23 protein-coding genes are annotated in these 17,746 nt (G+C 56.8%); 10 read left to right on the top strand and 13 right to left on the bottom strand.

Features of this window, described 5'->3' with window-relative positions:
• Positions 1 to 17 precede the first annotated feature (17 nt).
• Complete coding sequence (gene purU, locus EFB14_RS24120) at positions 18 to 902, top strand: formyltetrahydrofolate deformylase (RefSeq protein WP_097600971.1); 885 nt, start codon at positions 18 to 20, stop codon at positions 900 to 902.
• A gap of 185 nt (positions 903 to 1,087) precedes the next feature.
• Here the strand turns inward: purU and EFB14_RS24115 are convergent, their stop codons facing one another.
• Positions 1,088 to 1,993 carry a LysR family transcriptional regulator gene (locus EFB14_RS24115; RefSeq protein WP_126829169.1) on the bottom strand — a complete coding sequence of 302 codons (906 nt, stop codon included), beginning with the start codon at positions 1,991 to 1,993 and terminating at the stop codon, positions 1,088 to 1,090.
• Between the two features lie 285 nt (positions 1,994 to 2,278).
• Between EFB14_RS24115 and EFB14_RS24110 the strand changes: the two genes are divergently transcribed.
• The 4 genes from EFB14_RS24110 to EFB14_RS24095 all read left to right on the top strand — a co-directional run bounded on the left by EFB14_RS24110 (position 2,279) and on the right by EFB14_RS24095 (position 5,948).
• Complete coding sequence (locus EFB14_RS24110) at positions 2,279 to 2,938, top strand: ABC transporter permease (protein ID WP_126829168.1); 660 nt, start codon at positions 2,279 to 2,281, stop codon at positions 2,936 to 2,938.
• Positions 2,939 to 2,950: 12 nt separating this feature from the next.
• Complete coding sequence (locus EFB14_RS24105; protein ID WP_126829167.1) at positions 2,951 to 3,748, top strand: ABC transporter permease; 798 nt, start codon at positions 2,951 to 2,953, stop codon at positions 3,746 to 3,748.
• A gap of 15 nt (positions 3,749 to 3,763) precedes the next feature.
• Positions 3,764 to 4,609 carry a transporter substrate-binding domain-containing protein gene (locus tag EFB14_RS24100; protein WP_126829166.1) on the top strand — a complete coding sequence of 282 codons (846 nt, stop codon included), beginning with the start codon at positions 3,764 to 3,766 and terminating at the stop codon, positions 4,607 to 4,609.
• Between the two features lie 106 nt (positions 4,610 to 4,715).
• A complete protein-coding gene (locus EFB14_RS24095; RefSeq protein ID WP_126829204.1) occupies positions 4,716 to 5,948 on the top strand; it encodes a CapA family protein in 1,233 nt (410 codons plus the stop codon).
• A gap of 57 nt (positions 5,949 to 6,005) precedes the next feature.
• Here the strand turns inward: EFB14_RS24095 and EFB14_RS24090 are convergent, their stop codons facing one another.
• Positions 6,006 to 6,485 (bottom strand): helix-turn-helix domain-containing protein, encoded by a 480-nt coding sequence (locus EFB14_RS24090; protein ID WP_126829165.1) that lies wholly within the window; start codon positions 6,483 to 6,485, stop codon positions 6,006 to 6,008.
• 156 nt (positions 6,486 to 6,641) lie between these two features.
• On the opposite strand from EFB14_RS24090, the gene EFB14_RS24085 reads away from it, so the two are divergent.
• On the top strand, positions 6,642 to 6,908 hold the full coding sequence (locus tag EFB14_RS24085) for a helix-turn-helix domain-containing protein (RefSeq protein WP_126829164.1): 267 nt from the start codon (positions 6,642 to 6,644) through the stop codon (positions 6,906 to 6,908).
• Positions 6,909 to 7,026: 118 nt separating this feature from the next.
• Here EFB14_RS24085 and EFB14_RS24080 read toward each other — a convergent pair whose 3' ends face one another.
• Entirely contained in the window at positions 7,027 to 7,506 is a 480-nt protein-coding gene (locus EFB14_RS24080; protein WP_126829163.1) for a helix-turn-helix domain-containing protein, read from the bottom strand.
• 155 nt (positions 7,507 to 7,661) lie between these two features.
• Between EFB14_RS24080 and EFB14_RS24075 the strand changes: the two genes are divergently transcribed.
• A complete protein-coding gene (locus EFB14_RS24075) occupies positions 7,662 to 7,901 on the top strand; it encodes a helix-turn-helix domain-containing protein (RefSeq protein ID WP_126829162.1) in 240 nt (79 codons plus the stop codon).
• A gap of 58 nt (positions 7,902 to 7,959) precedes the next feature.
• Here the strand turns inward: EFB14_RS24075 and EFB14_RS33565 are convergent, their stop codons facing one another.
• Complete coding sequence (locus tag EFB14_RS33565) at positions 7,960 to 8,178, bottom strand: hypothetical protein (protein WP_245438297.1); 219 nt, start codon at positions 8,176 to 8,178, stop codon at positions 7,960 to 7,962.
• A 239-nt stretch (positions 8,179 to 8,417) separates the two neighbouring features.
• Complete coding sequence (locus EFB14_RS24065) at positions 8,418 to 8,897, bottom strand: helix-turn-helix domain-containing protein (protein ID WP_126829161.1); 480 nt, start codon at positions 8,895 to 8,897, stop codon at positions 8,418 to 8,420.
• Positions 8,898 to 9,041: 144 nt separating this feature from the next.
• Between EFB14_RS24065 and EFB14_RS24060 the strand changes: the two genes are divergently transcribed.
• Entirely contained in the window at positions 9,042 to 9,302 is a 261-nt protein-coding gene (locus EFB14_RS24060) for a helix-turn-helix domain-containing protein (RefSeq protein ID WP_126829160.1), read from the top strand.
• Positions 9,303 to 9,364: 62 nt separating this feature from the next.
• On the opposite strand, the gene EFB14_RS24055 is transcribed toward EFB14_RS24060, so the two are convergent.
• The 3 genes from EFB14_RS24055 to EFB14_RS24045 form a co-directional block, all read right to left on the bottom strand.
• Positions 9,365 to 10,771: a hypothetical protein gene (locus EFB14_RS24055; protein WP_126829159.1), complete on the bottom strand. Its 1,407-nt coding sequence runs from the start codon at positions 10,769 to 10,771 to the stop codon at positions 9,365 to 9,367.
• Positions 10,768 to 12,021, bottom strand: a complete 1,254-nt coding sequence (locus EFB14_RS24050; RefSeq protein WP_126829158.1) for an MFS transporter — start codon at positions 12,019 to 12,021, stop codon at positions 10,768 to 10,770. Before EFB14_RS24050 ends, EFB14_RS24055 begins: the two co-directional genes overlap by 4 nt.
• 112 nt (positions 12,022 to 12,133) lie before the next feature.
• On the bottom strand, positions 12,134 to 13,021 hold the full coding sequence (locus tag EFB14_RS24045) for a helix-turn-helix domain-containing protein (protein ID WP_126829157.1): 888 nt from the start codon (positions 13,019 to 13,021) through the stop codon (positions 12,134 to 12,136).
• Positions 13,022 to 13,280: 259 nt separating this feature from the next.
• Here EFB14_RS24045 and EFB14_RS24040 point away from each other — a divergent pair, with 259 nt between their 5' ends.
• Positions 13,281 to 14,261 (top strand): class I SAM-dependent methyltransferase, encoded by a 981-nt coding sequence (locus EFB14_RS24040; RefSeq protein ID WP_126829203.1) that lies wholly within the window; start codon positions 13,281 to 13,283, stop codon positions 14,259 to 14,261.
• Between the two features lie 109 nt (positions 14,262 to 14,370).
• On the opposite strand, the gene EFB14_RS24035 is transcribed toward EFB14_RS24040, so the two are convergent.
• A complete protein-coding gene (locus EFB14_RS24035; RefSeq protein ID WP_126829156.1) occupies positions 14,371 to 14,838 on the bottom strand; it encodes a helix-turn-helix domain-containing protein in 468 nt (155 codons plus the stop codon).
• A gap of 121 nt (positions 14,839 to 14,959) precedes the next feature.
• On the opposite strand from EFB14_RS24035, the gene EFB14_RS24030 reads away from it, so the two are divergent.
• Positions 14,960 to 15,262 carry a hypothetical protein gene (locus tag EFB14_RS24030; protein WP_125846497.1) on the top strand — a complete coding sequence of 101 codons (303 nt, stop codon included), beginning with the start codon at positions 14,960 to 14,962 and terminating at the stop codon, positions 15,260 to 15,262.
• A gap of 18 nt (positions 15,263 to 15,280) precedes the next feature.
• Here the strand turns inward: EFB14_RS24030 and EFB14_RS24025 are convergent, their stop codons facing one another.
• The 4 genes from EFB14_RS24025 to EFB14_RS24010 are packed head-to-tail and all read right to left on the bottom strand — an operon-like array spanning position 15,281 to position 17,616.
• Positions 15,281 to 15,823, bottom strand: coding sequence for a hypothetical protein (locus EFB14_RS24025; protein WP_126829155.1), 543 nt, complete (start codon positions 15,821 to 15,823; stop codon positions 15,281 to 15,283).
• Positions 15,824 to 15,836: 13 nt separating this feature from the next.
• Positions 15,837 to 16,511, bottom strand: coding sequence for a thermonuclease family protein (locus EFB14_RS24020; protein WP_126829154.1), 675 nt, complete (start codon positions 16,509 to 16,511; stop codon positions 15,837 to 15,839).
• Positions 16,508 to 17,050 (bottom strand): thermonuclease family protein, encoded by a 543-nt coding sequence (locus tag EFB14_RS24015; protein WP_126829153.1) that lies wholly within the window; start codon positions 17,048 to 17,050, stop codon positions 16,508 to 16,510. The genes EFB14_RS24020 and EFB14_RS24015 overlap by 4 nt, the downstream gene beginning before the upstream one ends.
• Positions 17,047 to 17,616, bottom strand: coding sequence for a hypothetical protein (locus tag EFB14_RS24010; RefSeq protein ID WP_376772360.1), 570 nt, complete (start codon positions 17,614 to 17,616; stop codon positions 17,047 to 17,049). Before EFB14_RS24010 ends, EFB14_RS24015 begins: the two co-directional genes overlap by 4 nt.
• Between the last annotated feature and the right edge of the window lie 130 nt (positions 17,617 to 17,746).

The following is a 17,746-nucleotide window of genomic DNA, read 5'->3' as shown; positions in this document are numbered from 1 at the left end:
GAGCGGGGAAGAAGACGATGAAATCCTACTATCTCAGAGTATCTTGCCAATCAACGCGCGGCATCGTTGCCGCAATCTCAAGCTATCTTGCGGCTGCGGGCTGCAACATTTTGGATTCATCGCAGTTCGACGATCTCGACACGGGAAAATTCTTCACGCGCGTCTCGTTCATCTCCGAAGAAGGAGTGACGCAGGACCAGCTTGTCGAGGGTTTCAAACCGATCGCGGAAAAATTCGGCATGGCATCCGAAATCCACGACGCAAAGAGCCGGATGAAGGTTCTGTTGATGGTGTCGCGCTTTGGCCACTGCCTCAACGACCTTCTCTATCGCTGGCGCATCGGTGCCCTGCCGATCGATATTGTCGGGGTGGTATCTAACCATCTCGACTATCAGAAGATCGTCGTCAACCACGACATCCCCTTCCATCACATCCTAGTGACGAAGGAAAACAAGCCGCAGGCAGAGGAGCGAATCAGGGAACTGGTGCTGACGACCGGCACTGATCTGATCGTCCTTGCCCGCTACATGCAGATTCTTTCCGACCGGATGTGCCAGGAGATGTCAGGGCGGATCATAAACATCCACCACTCTTTTTTGCCCAGCTTCAAGGGTGCCAACCCTTACAAGCAGGCCTATGAGCGTGGCGTCAAGCTGATCGGGGCGACAGCGCACTATGTCACGACCGACCTGGATGAGGGCCCAATCATCGAGCAGGATACCGCCCGCATTACCCACGCCCAGAGTGCCGACGACTATGTCTCGATCGGTCGAGATGTCGAGAGTCAAGTACTGGCGCGTGCCGTTCATGCTCACATTCATCATCGGACGTTCATTAATGGAAACCGCACAGTAGTCTTCCCAGCAAGCCCAGGCTCCCACGCCTCTGAAAGGATGGGCTGACAAACGTTTATCGATGGTCGTTGATTTCTGGGCGCAAATCCCGACGAAACCAGAGATTTTCGAGGGCCACGGGGAAAGCCAAGACATCCCTCTTGTCGAGCGTCGTGCCGAAACAGCTCGATACCATCGCCATTCTGAAAGTCTAAACCCACTGCCAAGACCGACGCGCGGCGCTGGACACCTCGTTACGTCGCTGTGAAGGCGCCCACTAACTCATCGACAGTTTGTCGCATGCCGGCGGTGAGTTGCCGCCCCCGTTGCCAAAACACCACGTAGTGGTAGACAGCGCCAGGCTCGAACGGCCTGAACTCCAGCCCGAATTGCCGATATTCGCGCGCAATCAGGCTGTTGATGATCGAAATTCCGACACCGGCCGCGACGAAGCCTACGTCATGGCCGTTCGCGTCGTATTCAACGGCTAGATCCGGCTCCATGCCCCTATAACGCAAGGCATTGATATTCATCTGATGGGCGGCAAACTGGGGCTCTATGTCCACCAATGGTTCACCGACAATGTCCTCTGGCGTGATCACTTCTTTGGCGGCCAGCCGATGTCCTGCTGGGAACAGGCAGACGTTCCTGGCCGTGGCGGCCGGTGCCCAATCGAAGGCACGCTCATCGAGCGGCAGCCGCGAAACTCCCAGATCGGCCCGGCCGTTTAGAACGTGCTCTGCAATCTGCTGGTAGCTGCCGGATCTGATTTGAAACGACAGGTGACTGTTCTTACGGACAGCTTGGATGGCCCGTGGGATGGCGTTCAGACAGAAAACGCCCGGAGCAGCCAAGCTCAATGAGTCTGCCTCTTCGTTGCGAATGGCAGCAATCGACTTTTGGATCCGGTCGACGCTCTGAAGGGCACCGTCGACGCTGTGCAGCAGATCCCAGGCGCGATCCGTCGGTATCAGCCGATTATTCTCCCGCGCAAACAACGTAAGATCAGTCTCCAGCTCAAGCTGCCTGATCTGCTGGCTGACGGCGGGCTGGGTGATCTTGAGGATCTTCGCGGCATGCCGTTCCGATCCCGCGCGCAAAACCTCGCGAAAAATCTGTAGCTGCCGGATCGTCACTCCCGTCGTGGTTTTGCCGACCATATTTTTCGGTCCTATGGTTTGACCAGCCCGAGCGTCATCGCCGTGAAAGAGAGGTTCTCGGAGGATGACGGGAGCGGCGTATAAGCTTCGCTTATTGCAATTAAGAACACCTTATAAATTGACGCCAAATTGTCAAAGTATAAATCTTGGTTTAACGCGAATATTACTTGAGATTATAGGTATTAATAATACTATCTCCGGTAGTAAGCGCTCTTTTGATGAGAAACCATACATAAGTCGACCTTATTCCGAGGGGCAACCCGACATAAGGCGGAGAGGACATGCGTGCTTAGCTTTGCACTTCAATTCTTCAATGGTCTGCAGATAACAGTTGTACTGTCGCTGGTAAGCGGCGCACTGGGATCACTTCTCGGTCTGTTTGTCGCCATGGCCAAACTATCAAAACGGGATGTCGTAGCCCTCCTTGGACGGGCATACACGACGATCGTGCGCGGCCTGCCCGAACTGCTCATCATTCTCGTCGTCTATTTCGGGGGAACGGCGGCCATCACTGCGCTGACGGGCCGCTATGTCGAAATCAATGCCTTTGCCGCCGGTATAGCCGCGTTGATGATCGTCTTTGGTGCCTATTGTGCGGAGATTTTCCGCGGGGCGATCATGAGTGTTCCGCAAGGACAGGCGGAGGCCGCGCGCAGTCTGGGCCTGAAACCATGGCAGATCTGGTTGTTCGTCATCCTGCCGCAAATGATGCGCGTCGCCCTACCCGCTTACGGTAATCTCTGGGCTTCCCTCGTGAAAGATACTTCCCTCGTGTCGGTCATCGGGCTGACCGATATCATGCGTGTGGCCTTTATCGGTGCGGGATCGATGAGGGCGCCGCTCACGTTCTATTTGGTGGCCTCGGCACTTTATCTAGCCCTCACCAGCATGTCGCTCGCGTCGTTCCGCGCGCTCGAGCGGCGCATCGAGATTCCCGGCCACTAGGGGACCACGGCCATGGACATCAACCTGATCGTCGAAAGCATTTCCGTGCTGGCGCACGGTATTTTCCTAACCCTTTCCGTGACACTTCTATCGCTGGTGGTCAGCTTCATACTGTCGGTGCCCCTCAGCCTTCTCAGAGCATCCCCGAACAGAGCCCTCTCGGGATCGGTACTGGCGTATACCTACGTGTTTCGCGGCACACCATTACTCGTGCAGCTGTTCCTGGTCTACTACGGTCTCAGCCAGCTGACGGTCGTCCGTCAGAGCATCTTCTGGCCGTTGCTGCGTGAACCGTTCTGGTGTGCCCTCGCCGCATTCTCTTTGAACAGCACCGCTTACACGACCGAAGTATTCAGGGCAGGCATACTGGCCGTCCCACGCGGCATCACCGAAGCAGCGCAGGCACTCGGCCTGTCGAGACTGATGCAGATCCGGCTGATCATATTCCCTTTGGCGTTCAGGATGGTACTTCCCTCCTATGCGAACGAAGTCATTGGCATGGTCAAGGCGAGCTCGCTGGCAAGCACCGTCACGCTCCTTGAGATCACGGGGCTTGCCCGCCGGATGGTCTCGGAGACATTCGCTCCCTACGAGGTCTTCCTGGCGGCAGGTCTTCTTTACCTGCTTTTGAACTTCATCGTTTCGGCATTCTTTCGAACGCTAGAGATGCATCTCGCGCACTCGCCCACCAGCAATTCAAGGAACATCAAAGCCGGCCCAAAGTCTTCGAAGCTCTGGCCTCTTAGACAGGCCATAGACAAGCGAGCCCACACAAAACCGGACGATCAACCATCCATCCGTTCACTATAAAAAGGGAAACAGCAAATGCTCAAGTCCATACTTCTAGTATCGCTCATCGCTCTCACGGGCCAGACTGCCGCCCAGGCCATGGATCGCAAAGTGCTTACGATTGCGACTGAAGGCGCCTCTCCGCCCTGGGACATGATCGATACGGAAGGAAAGCTGGTCGGCTACGACATAGAGGTCGGCACAGAATTATGCCGACGCATCGCAGTCGAATGCAAGTTCGTCGCTCAGGACTGGGATGGGATCATCCCGGCGCTGACCGTCGGCAAGTTCGACGCGATCATGTCCGGCATGGCGATCACGGAAAAGCGCAGGAGATCTATTGCCTTTTCGCGCCCCTATGCCGGCGGCTTCAATCAGCTGGTAATGCGAAAGGACCTTCAGCTCCCGGCAACCGACACCAAGGCCAAAATCAACCTTACAAGCGTTGGCGCAGAGCAACAGGCAATCCTAGGGCAGCTCCAATCAGCACTTTCCGGCAAGACTTTGGGCGTCCTCAGATCCTCCAATTCCGAAGCCGTCCTCAACGAGCTCTTCGGCAAAGTTGCAACGATCCGAAGCTACGACACCCAGGACAATCTCCATCTGGATCTCGCCGCAGGCCGCATCGATGGCGGCCTTGCCGACTATTTCACATGGAAGACGTTTCTTGATGGTAAGGATGGTGAGACAGCGGCCTTCTACGGTCCGGAACTGTCAGGCGGACTGTGGGGGCCAGGCGTTGGGGTCGGCATCCGCAAAGAAGATACCGATCTGGTCGCGGCCTTCGACAAGGCTATCGATGACGGCGTCAGAGACGGAACACTCAAAGCGCTTAGTCTGAAATGGTTCGGAATCGATATCTCCCCTTCCGCGACGCCGTGAACCGGCGCGGCGCTCGATGGAATGGAGAGATCGCGCCAGCCGTCAACCACCGGAACCAGCATCAAAGCTCCCGGTTGAATCCCAATTGAACACCGCAGGAAAACCGATGCCCTCCCCTTTTACCGTGGCCATGACGGGCCAGTCGCTAATCCATCACGATGTCAGAACTTGCCGGGATCCCGGCTTTCTGCAAATCGTGGACGTCCTGAAAAAGGCCGATGTCGCCTTCACCAACTTCGAAGGCACCATCCTGGGGCGGCACGGTGGCTCTCCCATGAAAGGTTCATATTTCGGGTATTCCGACCCCTTTGTCCTGGATGCCCTGAAGCAAATGGGCTTCAACGCCCTGGCGCTCTCCAACAACCATGCTTTCGATCTTGGCCCACCAGGTATTATGTCTACGCTCGAGGAGGTTCGTGTCCACGGATTTCTCCATGCCGGTATTGGTATTGACCGCGATCATGCCGCGGCGCCAGGTGCGGCCACGTTCGGCAGCCGACATATAGCCTTGCTGGCAATGGATGCCGGCCCTGGACCTCGAAACATGTATGCAGAGAACGCGCGCAACCGCCGTCCGTCCAGACCCGGTGTGAACCAATTGGACGTGACCAGGATCTTCGAGGCGGATCAAGCCATATTCGACATGCTGGAAACCATTCAGGCGACGTTTCAAAGCTCCAAGCTGGAACGGGCAAACTATGCCCAGCCCGATGATCCTCCAATCCTAGACAATGACAAGGAAGTCGACTTTTACGGTACCATTTTCCGGCGCTCCGACGCCAACCGGCGTGTTATCGCGATTGATCCTGAAAGTGCTTCAAACCAGCTGGCGGCAATTGCAAAGGCCAGCTCTCGCGGGCAATTCGTTATCGCCTATCTGCACCATCATCACTGGGAGCCGAACTGGCGCGACGTGCCGGACTGGGTCAGGGCATTCGCCCATGCCTGTATTGATGCCGGTGCCCACGCCTTCGTCAGCCACGGGACACCGGTCCTGCAGCCAATCGAGATCTACAACCGCACCCCAGTCTTCTACGGTCTTGGGAACTTCTTCTTCCACACCGAAAAGGGTGAAACCGAATGGAGTTCGCCAGACGTCTGGAAGAGCGTGGTCGCTACATGCATCTTCGATCCGGCAGGATCCTTGAAGATCGACCTTCTCCCCATCGTTCTCGGCGGAGAACAGCTCGAAGAGCTGGACTTCCATCAGCGTCATCTACCGATTGCAGCGTTCGGCAAGACAGGAGAGCAGATCATCGATGATCTCGCCAAGCGCTCGGCCGAATTTGGCACGCTCATCGAGCGCAACGGTCCCATGGGTAGAATTCATGTCGCCTGAAGGCAGACACGGAAACATGAGGCCGGCTGCTAAAAATCAGCGGGCATCACCGGACGATCAATCTCCTTCGGGTTTATCCTCAGCTCCGGCGATTGCCCTGATTACCGCCAACGTGCGAGTCCTGAGTTTGGGCGGAAGACGAAGTATCTCCTCAACAAAGCGGCGTCCTTCCGCGGTGGCGAGATAAGCGATGCGCTCATCTGCCTCGGGCGCGATAGTCGCCCCCTCCCCTGATCCTGGTTGCGGCAGCCCATCGAAGAAGCAGCCCACCGGGACATTCAAACGCCTGGCGATCTCATAGAGCATCGACGCACTGATGCGGTTCTTCCCACTCTCATATTTCTGGACCTGCTGGTAGCTCAGGCCAACTTTTTGGCCGAGTTCGGTTTGCGACAGGTTGGAATGAACCCGCCTAATGCGAAGCTGTTGGCCCACATGGATATCGACCGGATGCGTAGCTTGATTGCTGTCGTCTTCAGCCCGAAACACGTTGCGCGGAGAGTTGATCGCTAACCGCTTTGCCACCCGATCATGCATTGCTGTGTATCTCCAAGTCAGAGAGGCTCGTGCTTTCCAGTGCCGACCGCCCCCGGTGAGAGAGGCCAATCTTCGGCAAATTTCGCGCCTGGCTAGAATTAATTAGGGACTATCAGTCCGTCGATTGTCAAGCCGCCAATATGCATTTGTTACACGATGGACGTGCGGCGGACCATCGGCTGGAATCTAAGGCGACTGCGAGTGGATAGAGGCCTCTCCCAAGAGCGTTTGGCATTGGAGGCCGAAATTGACCGTTCTTACGTTGGGCGGGTCGAAAGAGGCAGAGAAAACGTTACTGTTGCGACCTTGGAAGCGTTCGCAAAAGTCTTATCAGTAAGTGTTTCTGAGCTGTTTGCGGACATCGACCCAAAGGACGCGCGGCCGCAATCACTTCGTTCCGGGCGGAAGCGAAAGGTTTCTTGATCTGCCGGCGACACTGTTCCGCGAGATTATGAAGGGCGTTTCAAATGCAAAATTGATAGCGCTGCTGCAAAATTCCGTGGCGAGGTCTTGTTTATACTCAGCCGGCATCACGGGACCATCAATCTCCTTCGGGTTTGTCCTCAGCTCCGGCGATTGCCCTGATTACCGCCAGTGTGCGAGTCCTGAGTTTGGGCGGAAGACGAAGTATCTCCTCGACAAAGCGGCGTCCTTCTGAGGTGGCGAGATAAGCGATCCGCTCATCTGCCTCGGCTGCGATAGCCGCGCCCTCCCCTGAACCTGGTTGCGGCAACCCATCGAAGAAGCAGCCCACTGGCACGTTCAAACCGCTGGCAATCTCATAGAGCATCGACGCACTGATGCGGTTCTTTCCACTCTCATATTTCTGGACCTGCTGGTAGCTCAGGCCAACTTTTTGGCCGAGTTCGGTTTGCGACAGGTTGGAATGAACCCGCCTGATGCGGAGCTGCTGGCCTACATGGATATCGACCGGGTGCGATGCTTGGTCGCTGTCGTCTTCAGCCCGAAACGCGTTCCGCGGAGAGTTACCTGCGAACCGCTTTGCTACCGGATCGTCCATTGCCCTTAGATCCTTGACCCACATGCCCGCGAAAATCTGCGCGAGCCTGATCGCAGTCCTTAACGCCGCGGGTCGACTCTGAAATATCTGAATTTAAGATAACTGAAAATCAGATATAACGAAAGAGCCCATCTCAATCGGTGGTGGGTGAATGCGTGGAGAAGACACTCGGCACGGAACGACATAAAGCGCTCATTGCGCTGTTGATTGAAAAGCGCGAAGCCGCCGGCTTGACGCAGATTGAGCTTGCCAGAAAACTTGGAGAATATCAGTCGTTCGTGGCTCGCTTGGAAAGCGGCCAGCGCAGAGTTGACGTCATCGAATTTCTGGAACTCTCGAAAATTCTAGGTTTCGATCCCTACAATGCACTACGGACCATATCCGGCTTTGAATAGAGTCTTCTTGGGACAACGACATACGCTACGAAAATGCACTCGGGATCACTCCCGCCCACTAGCCCTTCCTTATGGCAATAGGCCCATAATGGACGCCCACGAAACTGTCGAGGGCACCGCAGGCCTCCTCCAGTGGCAGACTTCCATATTTCCTGAGCACTGCCATAATATTGCCCGGCCCCAGCATATCGAGCTCCGAGAAGGGTTCGGCGTCCTCCAGCAGCACGCGATGTCCACAGATGCCCGGTTTTCGGTCGGCGGCGATTGTGGTGCGCAACTCGTAATCTCCGTTCATAGCGAGCGCACGACAAAAGACATAGCGCATGAGGGGGGTAGCACACGGTATGCCGACTGCCGCCGAGGACAGTTCGGGATGATCTTGCGGGACTGTAGCGCCTCGATCGCGGCATCCGCAGGGAGTTCGAGCAGAACTCCTTTTGCCTAAAGCCGGGAATCCGCCAGCCGCAATGGAAAGAGGTGGCCGCCTGCTTAAAATCTGCGGGCATCACGGGACCATCAATCTCCTTCGGGTTTGTCCTCAGCTCCGGCGATTGCCCTGATTACCGCCAGTGTGCGAGTCCTGAGTTTGGGCGGAAGACGAAGTATCTCCTCGACAAAGCGGCGTCCTTCTGAGGTGGCGAGATAAGCGATCCGCTCATCTGCCTCGGCTGCGATAGCCGCGCCCTCCCCTGAACCTGGTTGCGGCAACCCATCGAAGAAGCAGCCCACTGGCACGTTCAAACCGCTGGCAATCTCATAGAGCATCGACGCACTGATGCGGTTCTTTCCACTCTCATATTTCTGGACCTGCTGGTAGCTCAGGCCAACTTTTTGGCCGAGTTCGGTTTGCGACAGGTTGGAATGAACCCGCCTGATGCGAAGCTGCTGGCCTACATGGATATCGACCGGGTGCGATGCTTGATTGCTCTCCTCTTCAGCCCGACACATGTTGGGCCGAGAGTCACCGACGAACCGCTTTGCCACCCGATCATGCATTGCGCTTGCCTTCCTCTGAGAGACGCCCCTCGCCTGTATTAACGAGGAACAAAGGCGCCGAATGAAGCGTTTTTGGAACTTAAATAGCTATTATGTCGAATATATTCCATGGATTAATGCTATGCAAGATGTTGCCCATTGTGCATGGACACTCGTGCGCGCATCGCGTGGAATTTGCGACATCACAGGTCAGCGCAGAACATTACGCAGGAAGTTCTCGCGGTAGATGCGCGTGTCGACAGGACCGTGATCAGTGATTTGGAGAGAGGAAAATATAACGTCTCTATTGATTTACTGGATCGCCTCGCGGACGCCCTATCAATAGATATCTCACAGTTTTTTTCTATACCTTTGCCTGGAGATAGACCGCAACCGATGAAGGCTGGGAGGAAGCCGAAGGGCTGAGTTAGAATTGCTTATTTGCATCAAGCGCCGACAACCTGGAAAATGCGCTGCCAAAATAGCACCTATGAAAATGCCCATTCGGGATCGTTCACGCCCACTAGCCCTTCATTTTGGCGGGTCTTGAAACAGGCCCATAACGGATCGCCAACGAAACTGTCGAGGGCACCGCAGGCATCCTCCAGTGACAGACTTCCATACTTCCTGAGCACTGCCTGAATATTGCCCGGCCCCAGCATATCGAGCTCCGAGAAGGGTTCGGCGTCCTCCAGCAGCACGCGATGTCCCCAGATACCCGGTCTTCGGTCGGCGGCGATCGTGGTGCGCAACTCGTAATCTCCGCTCATGGCGAGCGCACGGCAAAAGACATAGCGCATGAGGGGGTAGTACACGGTATGCCGACTGCCGCCGAGGACACGCACGCCCGGTAATATCGCCATGACGATGAACATCAAGTACAGGTTCGGGATAATCTTGCGGGACTGCAGCGCCCCGATCACGGCATCCGCACCGAATTCGAGCGCGAAATGCTCCGCTCCTTTTGCCTCAAGCCGGGAATCCGCCAGCCGCAACGGAAAGAGGTGGCCGCGATCGCTGCCCCAAAACAGGTCCGTCGTGTTCTTGAACCAGCCCTGCCAATGACTGTCGGCAAGAGCGTCGATGTAAGACAGCAGACAACGCACGAACCCTCCTCTCTTAAACATATGCCGGGCGAGCCAGGATGATTCATCTTGAAGATGCTCGACCACGAGGTCGGCCACATCTTCATCATCGATTTGCAGGAAATCGATGCCCGGATCGAAATATCGGTTCCACAGGGATGCATTAGCCTGCTTGATTGCCAGCGCAGCCGACGGAAACTCGCCTTGCGGCAGTTCGGAGCGCAGCCGCGCAACCAGATCTCCGTCCTGGGCGCGCTCGACGTTTTTGAGGGCGAAGCGATAAGGGCCATTTCGCGCGAGAACGCTGTAGGGGATCATCTGGCTCCGGCTTAGCCCAAAAACGTTGATCGCATCGCCACCGAGTTTTAGCCAACCGGGCCCCTTCCGACCCCTCTCGACGAATTTGACTGTCGATACCGCATAAGAGACATAGGCCGAACGGCGATGCGCGCTCACTCCCATCAGACTGAAGAGATGCGTGTAATAGGCGTCCGGCTCGATTACCAAATGCAGGTGCGGGCCGGCTTGCATGACGGGAGCATTGGCGAACTCCGCCGCAATGTAGCTGGCCCGGTGGTCCGCGAACCCCGCATTCCTGGCCGCCCCGCGGATACATCGCTGAAGGAGAGACAGCGCGTGGCGCCGGGCATCACAGCTGCTTGCAGGCGGCTCGGCGTGGAACGCGGCTCGAGCATAATCCGCCAGGCTCCGTCGCCGGTAATCGGCGATCCACGGAAACAGGGTACCGATCAATTCCAACACGTCATGCTTCGAAACCGCCGGAACATCAGCATCTGTAGGCCCGGTCATAACGGCATGCTCCGATGTGATGAGGCTCTATTTTTCACCAAGTGAAATCCATAGCCGGCAACAATGACGGCGATCATTCCGCTTCCAAAAGCAAGGAACACCGCCGACGAAGTTAGTGCGTCTCCGGAAACAGAGAGGCCCGCATAGACAAGCAGGCTGAAGCCCATACAGGCGAGGTGTACCCAACCTTTCGCTCGTCCGAGCTTCGTGCTTGATACGAGCCTCTGTATCTCGACATCGATCAGTACCCGTGACAAGTTGTAACCAGCGCCAAGGAGCGCCATCAAGGCGCTGGCAACGTCCAGATTCCGCGTTGGATAGAATGCTGTCATGGCCACGCCCGCCAAAAGGACGATGATCGGAGTGACCCGCCCATCCACCTTGCTGAACCGCCTGAAGGTCAGGATCAGCATGCTGATGATCGCGCCGGCTGCCCAATAAAATTCCAGCATGCCGAACTCCAGAGAAGTCCCCTGAAGATCCTCGAGCACATATTTTGATATGAGCGCGCTGATCAGCATACCCATGACGTAGATCAACACGTAGCTGAGAACAAGACACGACGGCACGCGGCTCGTCTCCTCGCCTTCGGACGTTTCGCGCGGAACTTGCGCCGGGCGGCAACGGTCGACCGGCAGGATTCGATAGCGGAGAGCGGTCCGGAACATACTGAGCAGGGAAATCGCGAATGGGCCGGCGGCAAAGAGGAAGCATGCCGTTCCGGGCTTGGCGCTTAGCAGCCATCCGGTCGCTATCGCCGCCAGCATGTTGCCCGACTGCATAGCGAAATAAGCCAGTGAATTGAAGGCCACCAGGCTCTCAGATCGCGCAATCGACGGCACCATTGCCGAGGAGGCCGTAAGATACAGCCGGTCGGCCACCGCAAACAAAATCACTGAGCCATAAAGGACGGCGTCCGGCTCTTGTAGGACGAGCGCAGCAGATGTCATCAGCAAGATTGCGATCCTGACACAGTCGCCTACCATGCAGAGGCGCTGGCGATCGACGCGATCGACGAGATATCCAGCCGGCGCACTCGACAGAAACTCCGAGGTGCTGCCAAGAGCCAGAAACAAAGCAATGGAGCCAGCATTGTTGCCCGACGCCGCTAGCATCCAAACGGCACCTATGTAGTAGGCGTTGCGACCGGCTGCAGCAAAGAAGGCGCTTATCAGAAAGAAGCGTCGCACCGAAAGCAATCCGGCGCGATCCGGAGCGAGGTTCGGTGCAATACTGGCATCTTGATTCATCTTGCTGCCGCCGAAATAGAGACGCAGAGCTTGCGTGGCGGTGAGCCTAAAGGATGAAGCGACATCGCACTTTCAAAATCCAGCTCTATTCAGCTCGGACGCCTTAACGGGCTTATGTCTTCCAGTCTGCTCTATATTGCCTTGGCGTGACGCCGATCACACGATGGAAAGCTGCCGCAAGATGGCTGGGGCTTGAGAAGCCACATGCATAGGCGATCTCCGTTATTGGGCGACTGGAATACCGGAGCATTTCGCTCGCCCGCTCAACTCTTCTTCGAATGATGAATGCGTGTGGCGGAAAACCCGTGGAAAGCCGAAACGCCTTCGACAGGTAATGCTCGCTCAAACCCGCCTCGTCTGCAAGTTCAGCCAGGCTCAAAGACCCATCCAGTGAGGCTTCTATCCTTCCGATCAAGCGTTTCAGGACCGCGGGTGACAGCCCGCCTTTGACATAATGTCGCCTCTGGCCCGAACTACGGAACAGCCGCCCGAAGATCGTCCGCGCATGGTTCTCGACGATCATACAACTCAAGGCATCCCGCTGGCCGATTTCGGAGCGGATGCTGCGGGCAGCATATTGGATTAACGTGTCCTCAAAACCGATTTTCGGCATGAGCCGATCAAGGTCCGCTCCGGGTACATTCTCAAACTGATCCAGGATGAATTTCTTGCCAATGGTGATGAACAGGTAGGACGCCGTCGGATCGCCATCGTCCCAGCCGCTCCAATTGTGGTCTGCCGGAATGAATGAGAGCGATCCGGCCGGCCTCTGCGTAAATGCGACCCTGCGGCCATCCACATAATCTTCGCCCGCTTTTGCAGCGCCAAGCATGTTCAAGAGGATCGCGTGGTTCTCCGCGGTAAGGTTTGTTTCCTGCCGCCCTACACCGCTCCTGCGCACGACGTCCGCGCGAACGGATCGCCAGCACTCATACTCACGAGCAACTGCGGTATGTTCTGCGCGTCTGATATCCGGGTCAAACGCTGCAGGACCGACCATTCATAACTCCTCAATCTTAAGACTCGCAAACCCCCGTTCACCGGCGGCATTCTTTTCTACGAACTGTGGCGGGATTTCCGTCTGGCTGCTGCAACGCAGAATTTTATGACAGTTTTTTGAAAGAATAGCCGGATTGTGACGGCTGCAGGATCAACCGCCTGCAATTGTGCCCCGGCACGATGCTTGTTCTCCCATCGAACGGCAGACATCCGTCTTGGCAACGGGAGCATCGATGCGTGTCGAATCAATGGAGCACGACATGCGGGACTTCTCCTCATTTTTTGAAGAATGCGAACGGGCTCCGCGGTTGAACGAACTCGCCGGCTTCTTTGGAGCAACGGCCGCCGGCCGGTCGGGAAATCCCATCAAGCAACCACATGTGGACCGGAGACTGTTAGGCGGCGATAGGCTTCTCGACCGTTTCATCCTCCTTCACGAACGGCGCCGCGGACCTTTCGACCAACATTACCATGCAAGCATCCCCTACCGGCTGGAGGAAGAATGCCGTCTTGGACACGCAATCCTCCGATATGGTCAGGGCATGTCCGCACCGCTCACTCTTTATTCGCTGGGCACAGCGGAAGGGACTATGGCGCGGACGATCTCTGAGTTGGCCGAAGGTCGTGTCGAAAGCCTGTCATGCAGTCCCAACGTGGAAAACTATCAAAGCTTCATGGCCTACGGCGATCCTCCGCATGCGACGTTCTTTCTCGGCCCCTTCCATCACCTGCGGAAAGATCTTCTGCGGACGCGACGGGAGTTCACCAAATTCGCTTCGGGCTTCGACATCATTTTTGAGGATACGACGTTCCAGATGTATTCCCCGAACCGGCCCGATCAGATCGAATTCGTCTCGCAGCATCTGAAAGATGATGGTCTGTTCTTCTTCGTCGAAAAGTTCAAAAACCGTGACATCGATGAATATCAGCGACGCGAATTGCAGAAGGATCACGGCTTCAAGGCACGCTTCTTCGGCCCAACCGATATCATCGAAAAAAAGGTGGCAGTGCTGACCGTGATGAATCGGAACGAGGTTACGCTTGCGGAGATGTCGGATGCCGTCAAGCGCCGTTTTCAGCACTGCTTCGTGACCTGGAACAGCGGGAATTTCTGCACACTCGTCGCGAGCAACAGCCTATCAAACATCGAACGCTTCATGTCGGGCCTGATCGCCCCGGCCGTTCCAGGGGAATACGTCTATGCCGACATCCCCAATCGTCTTCATCCTCAGACTACGTGAAGGCCACTATCAAGGGCAATCAGGTAATTCAAACCACCGCAGAGCGATTTGGTTCAACTATCATGATTATACGATCTTATCCCGCCTCGTGTAGCGAGCAGGGAACACTCTATTCCCCGTCCGGCCGGAGTTTGCTCATGGCCTCCACAAGCGCCAAGAGCGACTCAACTGCGTCCGGGGGAAGGGACTCGACCACGTTGATGAGCTTCCGTCGCTTGTCGGCCTCGGCCGGCGTCTTTCCGAACCGATAAGGAGCAGCTTTCATGATAAAATCGATCGGTGAGAAATCCAGTACCTCGCTCAAATGGATGAGCCGGGTGACGTGCATTTTCGTCTCATTGCGCTCATAGCGGCCGTAGACTTGCTCGTGCAGGCCGAGGAACGGCGCCACCTCCGCCCTAGTCAACCCAGTATTGTCGCGCGCGTCCCGGAGCGCCTCGGAAATACGGCGATCAAGTTCGCCGAGCTGGGGTGAGCCTTCAAAGCCGGGACAACGGTAAATGGGTTTGTCGATCTCCGGGTCGGCTGTCTCAACGAGACCTTTATCCTCAACGTATTTATCAAACTTTGTCGTCATAAAAGGCAGCCCGCCATTGTCCCCACCCCTCTTACATCACCCGCACCGCGTCTGGCTACCATGCACAGATCTCACCCACATACCGGCCGAGCGAATCCGAAATTAGTGCCCGGGCCGAGAGATGGCAGACGATAATCGACCTCAGCTTGCCAACCTAATTTCCCGCCATCATTCGATGGTCGTTCTGCTCGCGCCGTCGATACGCGAGGAACCGCTGCGAAAGAACAATCTTGCGGGCGGGGGTGAGCTCAGCAATGAGGAGCGCCGGCTGCGGGCCGATATCATTGCGTGGCCACCGAAGAGCACTTCGGAGGCCCGCGAGAAGCTCGAATATTTGGCACGTTTTGTCGTGGCCACAGGGGTAAGCTTTGACGCCGAAACGCACAGGGTAATTCTCGAATCGGTTGCGCCCTTCTTTGGCTGACTGATGCTCGACAGCGCCTCAATGCCTCAAGTCGAAATAATGCCGCTCCGTGCCGCCCTGTTCGCTTTTGATGTCGAAATAATAAGGCTGCGCCCGCAACGGCCGCGCGACATATTCACGATACTCGCAACTGTTTCGCCCTAAAAACTCCCGGGTGATGCCCTCACGGGTGTTTTCCTGCCGGTCGCTATCGGCACTCTGCGGCGTGCGCCCGTTACAAACTCTGACGGTCCGGCTGCAGCGCGACAACTCCCCGGATCGCCCATGATCATAGTCCTGATCGCCCGCGACTGGCTGCCAGCCCGCTGGGCAATCTGCATAGCGATCGTAGCCGGGCTTTCCGGCACCACCCTCGGGGCATGTCGGCCAGGAGAAGCCTGGGCGTTTCATTGCCGTGATCAATCGCTCCATCGGTGGATGACAGGATTCAACTTCGTGCCATGAGGGGTTATCCGAGGCCGCACAGAGCAGAACCTCACAGCCCCATTCGCTGCCTTGGGCGGCTTGAAGTGGAAGGCCGAAGACGGAGAGAGCAAGAAGGATTGCCCGGATCTGTCTCATCAATATCTCCTTGTCAGCGGTCTGTCCTGCGCGGCCTGTTACGCCAATCCCCAAACGGCGGCGTAAACTCGCTCTTACGCCCGGCGAGAAGATTCAAGTCAGCGATTGGGAGACGTGCGATCGTTTGGTCGATGGCGTTTTTCCGCCATTCTCCCATGTCGAGCACGTAGGTCCCCCACAGCCCATAACGCGCCGACCGGGCATACCGCTCGGCCGCGAGGTATGCGGGATCCTGCTGCCCGACGGTGCGCGCCCATCCGACGCGAAGCATTTCGAGACCGAGATCGCGTCCCCTCGCAAAACATCGGGCCGAGGGCTCGCCGGCCACAAAATAATGCGAAGGGGTACAGTGGACGACAGAGTTGTCGACCACCCGCTTCAACCAAGCCTGCGCCAGAGCGCCGCATGGAACCGGCGCCGGACTCGTCAGCTCCTTCGAAGCTGTGGGATCAAAGGCCCATTGAGGTAGCAGGCAGGCTTCGATGCCGTCGAGCCGCACCCTTATCCCCATTTGCGGAAACCAAAGGGTGTCTCCGCTAACAACTGCTGCCCTTCCCTTGATCAGCGGAAGGTATTGCGGACCGGCAGGGGCTGTGTTTGCCTGCAAATTCTCCACGAGATCGGCACTTTGACCCGGGCTCGTGATGGAGATCAGCACAACTACGGCAACAGCGATAGAACGCCTCATTTTGGCCTCACCTGATCGCTCTTGGCGGCACGACTGAGCAGGACGGCCGGATGCTTTACGTCCGAAAACTGCCAAAGGCCCCCCTTGCGACCCCTCGCCTGCTGCTCGGCGACCGAATAGGCCGCGTTGATGGGAAGCCCCTTAGCGTCGAGCGCAGCAAACGCGTAACCCTCTGAAATCAATATCGTCCCAAGGTCCAGTCGCTGCCTGGCAACCGTCGCAAAGCACACGACATAGGTGATCGATGACGCCTTGGCGATGGGAGCACAAGAAGGGCCCGTGTCCCTGACAAAAGCGACAAGGACAGCGAGTGACGCTTCACCGCAGTCCTGCCTCACGCCGGCCGTGTTGGTGAAGGTCGTGCCGCGAAGGCAGGACTGAACGCCATAGAGACGGTATCGTTGTCCTCCGAGCGACCAGGTATCGCCGCTTTCAAACACGGCGCTTTCGCTCAGTGCGAAATAGCCCGCCGACGTCGCATGCGCTTGCGTGACTGCGAAGCATGCGACGCCGATGAGGACTGAGAGCCCACCCCTCATTGCCCTTGCACCCGCGGATCCGCCCACATCCCGAACCCGCTGCGGCCGATTTTTTCAGCCTCGGCAAGATCGGGCCGCATCGGTAATCCGTCCGGCTTTTTCGCAAGCCTCAGCGCACCGAGCGAAACGAGCTGTTCTTCAAGGTTCTCGACAGTGTCGAGCGTGCCCGGAAAATTGTAGTAGCCGAAGCAGGTGGCATCCTGTGTGGGCGCATGCTCCTCCGAGACAAAGGCACGGCAGAACAGGACCTTTGGGTTCCTTAAGAGAATCTCGAGCTGAGTTTGCGCGAAGTCATCGCAGCGTCCGGCAAAATTCTCTTTGCGATTCACCATTTCGCCGGCACACGGTTCGACGCCATAGAGATGAAGCCTAACCTTGTCGTCAACGCGGATGTCGGTCGGGGACGCGGCTTTAAACCCGGTCGCTGACGCAAATCCCTGTCGGCCGACGACCTTCCTGTTGCCGTCGTAATACTCGATGACCAGCACCGTCTTCCCCGCTGCAGCAAGCGATTTCACATAAGGCTCGTCGACCACGCCCGCGGCCAAGGTGGGCGATGATGACATTGCTGTCGCCGCGATCAGCGCCATGCTGCAAGTCCAACCGCGTAGCTTCACTAAATTCGTCATATTTGAAACTCTCGCTCAAAAGTTTCTTTTCGGGCTTCCACAATCCACATTTTCGATGTAGCACTTA

The organism is Rhizobium fabae (assembly GCF_003985135.1).
Classification (GTDB): domain Bacteria; phylum Pseudomonadota; class Alphaproteobacteria; order Rhizobiales; family Rhizobiaceae; genus Rhizobium; species Rhizobium pisi.
The sequence above is the reverse complement of the archived record's forward strand: the minus strand, read 5'-3'. Positions and strand labels throughout refer to the sequence as shown.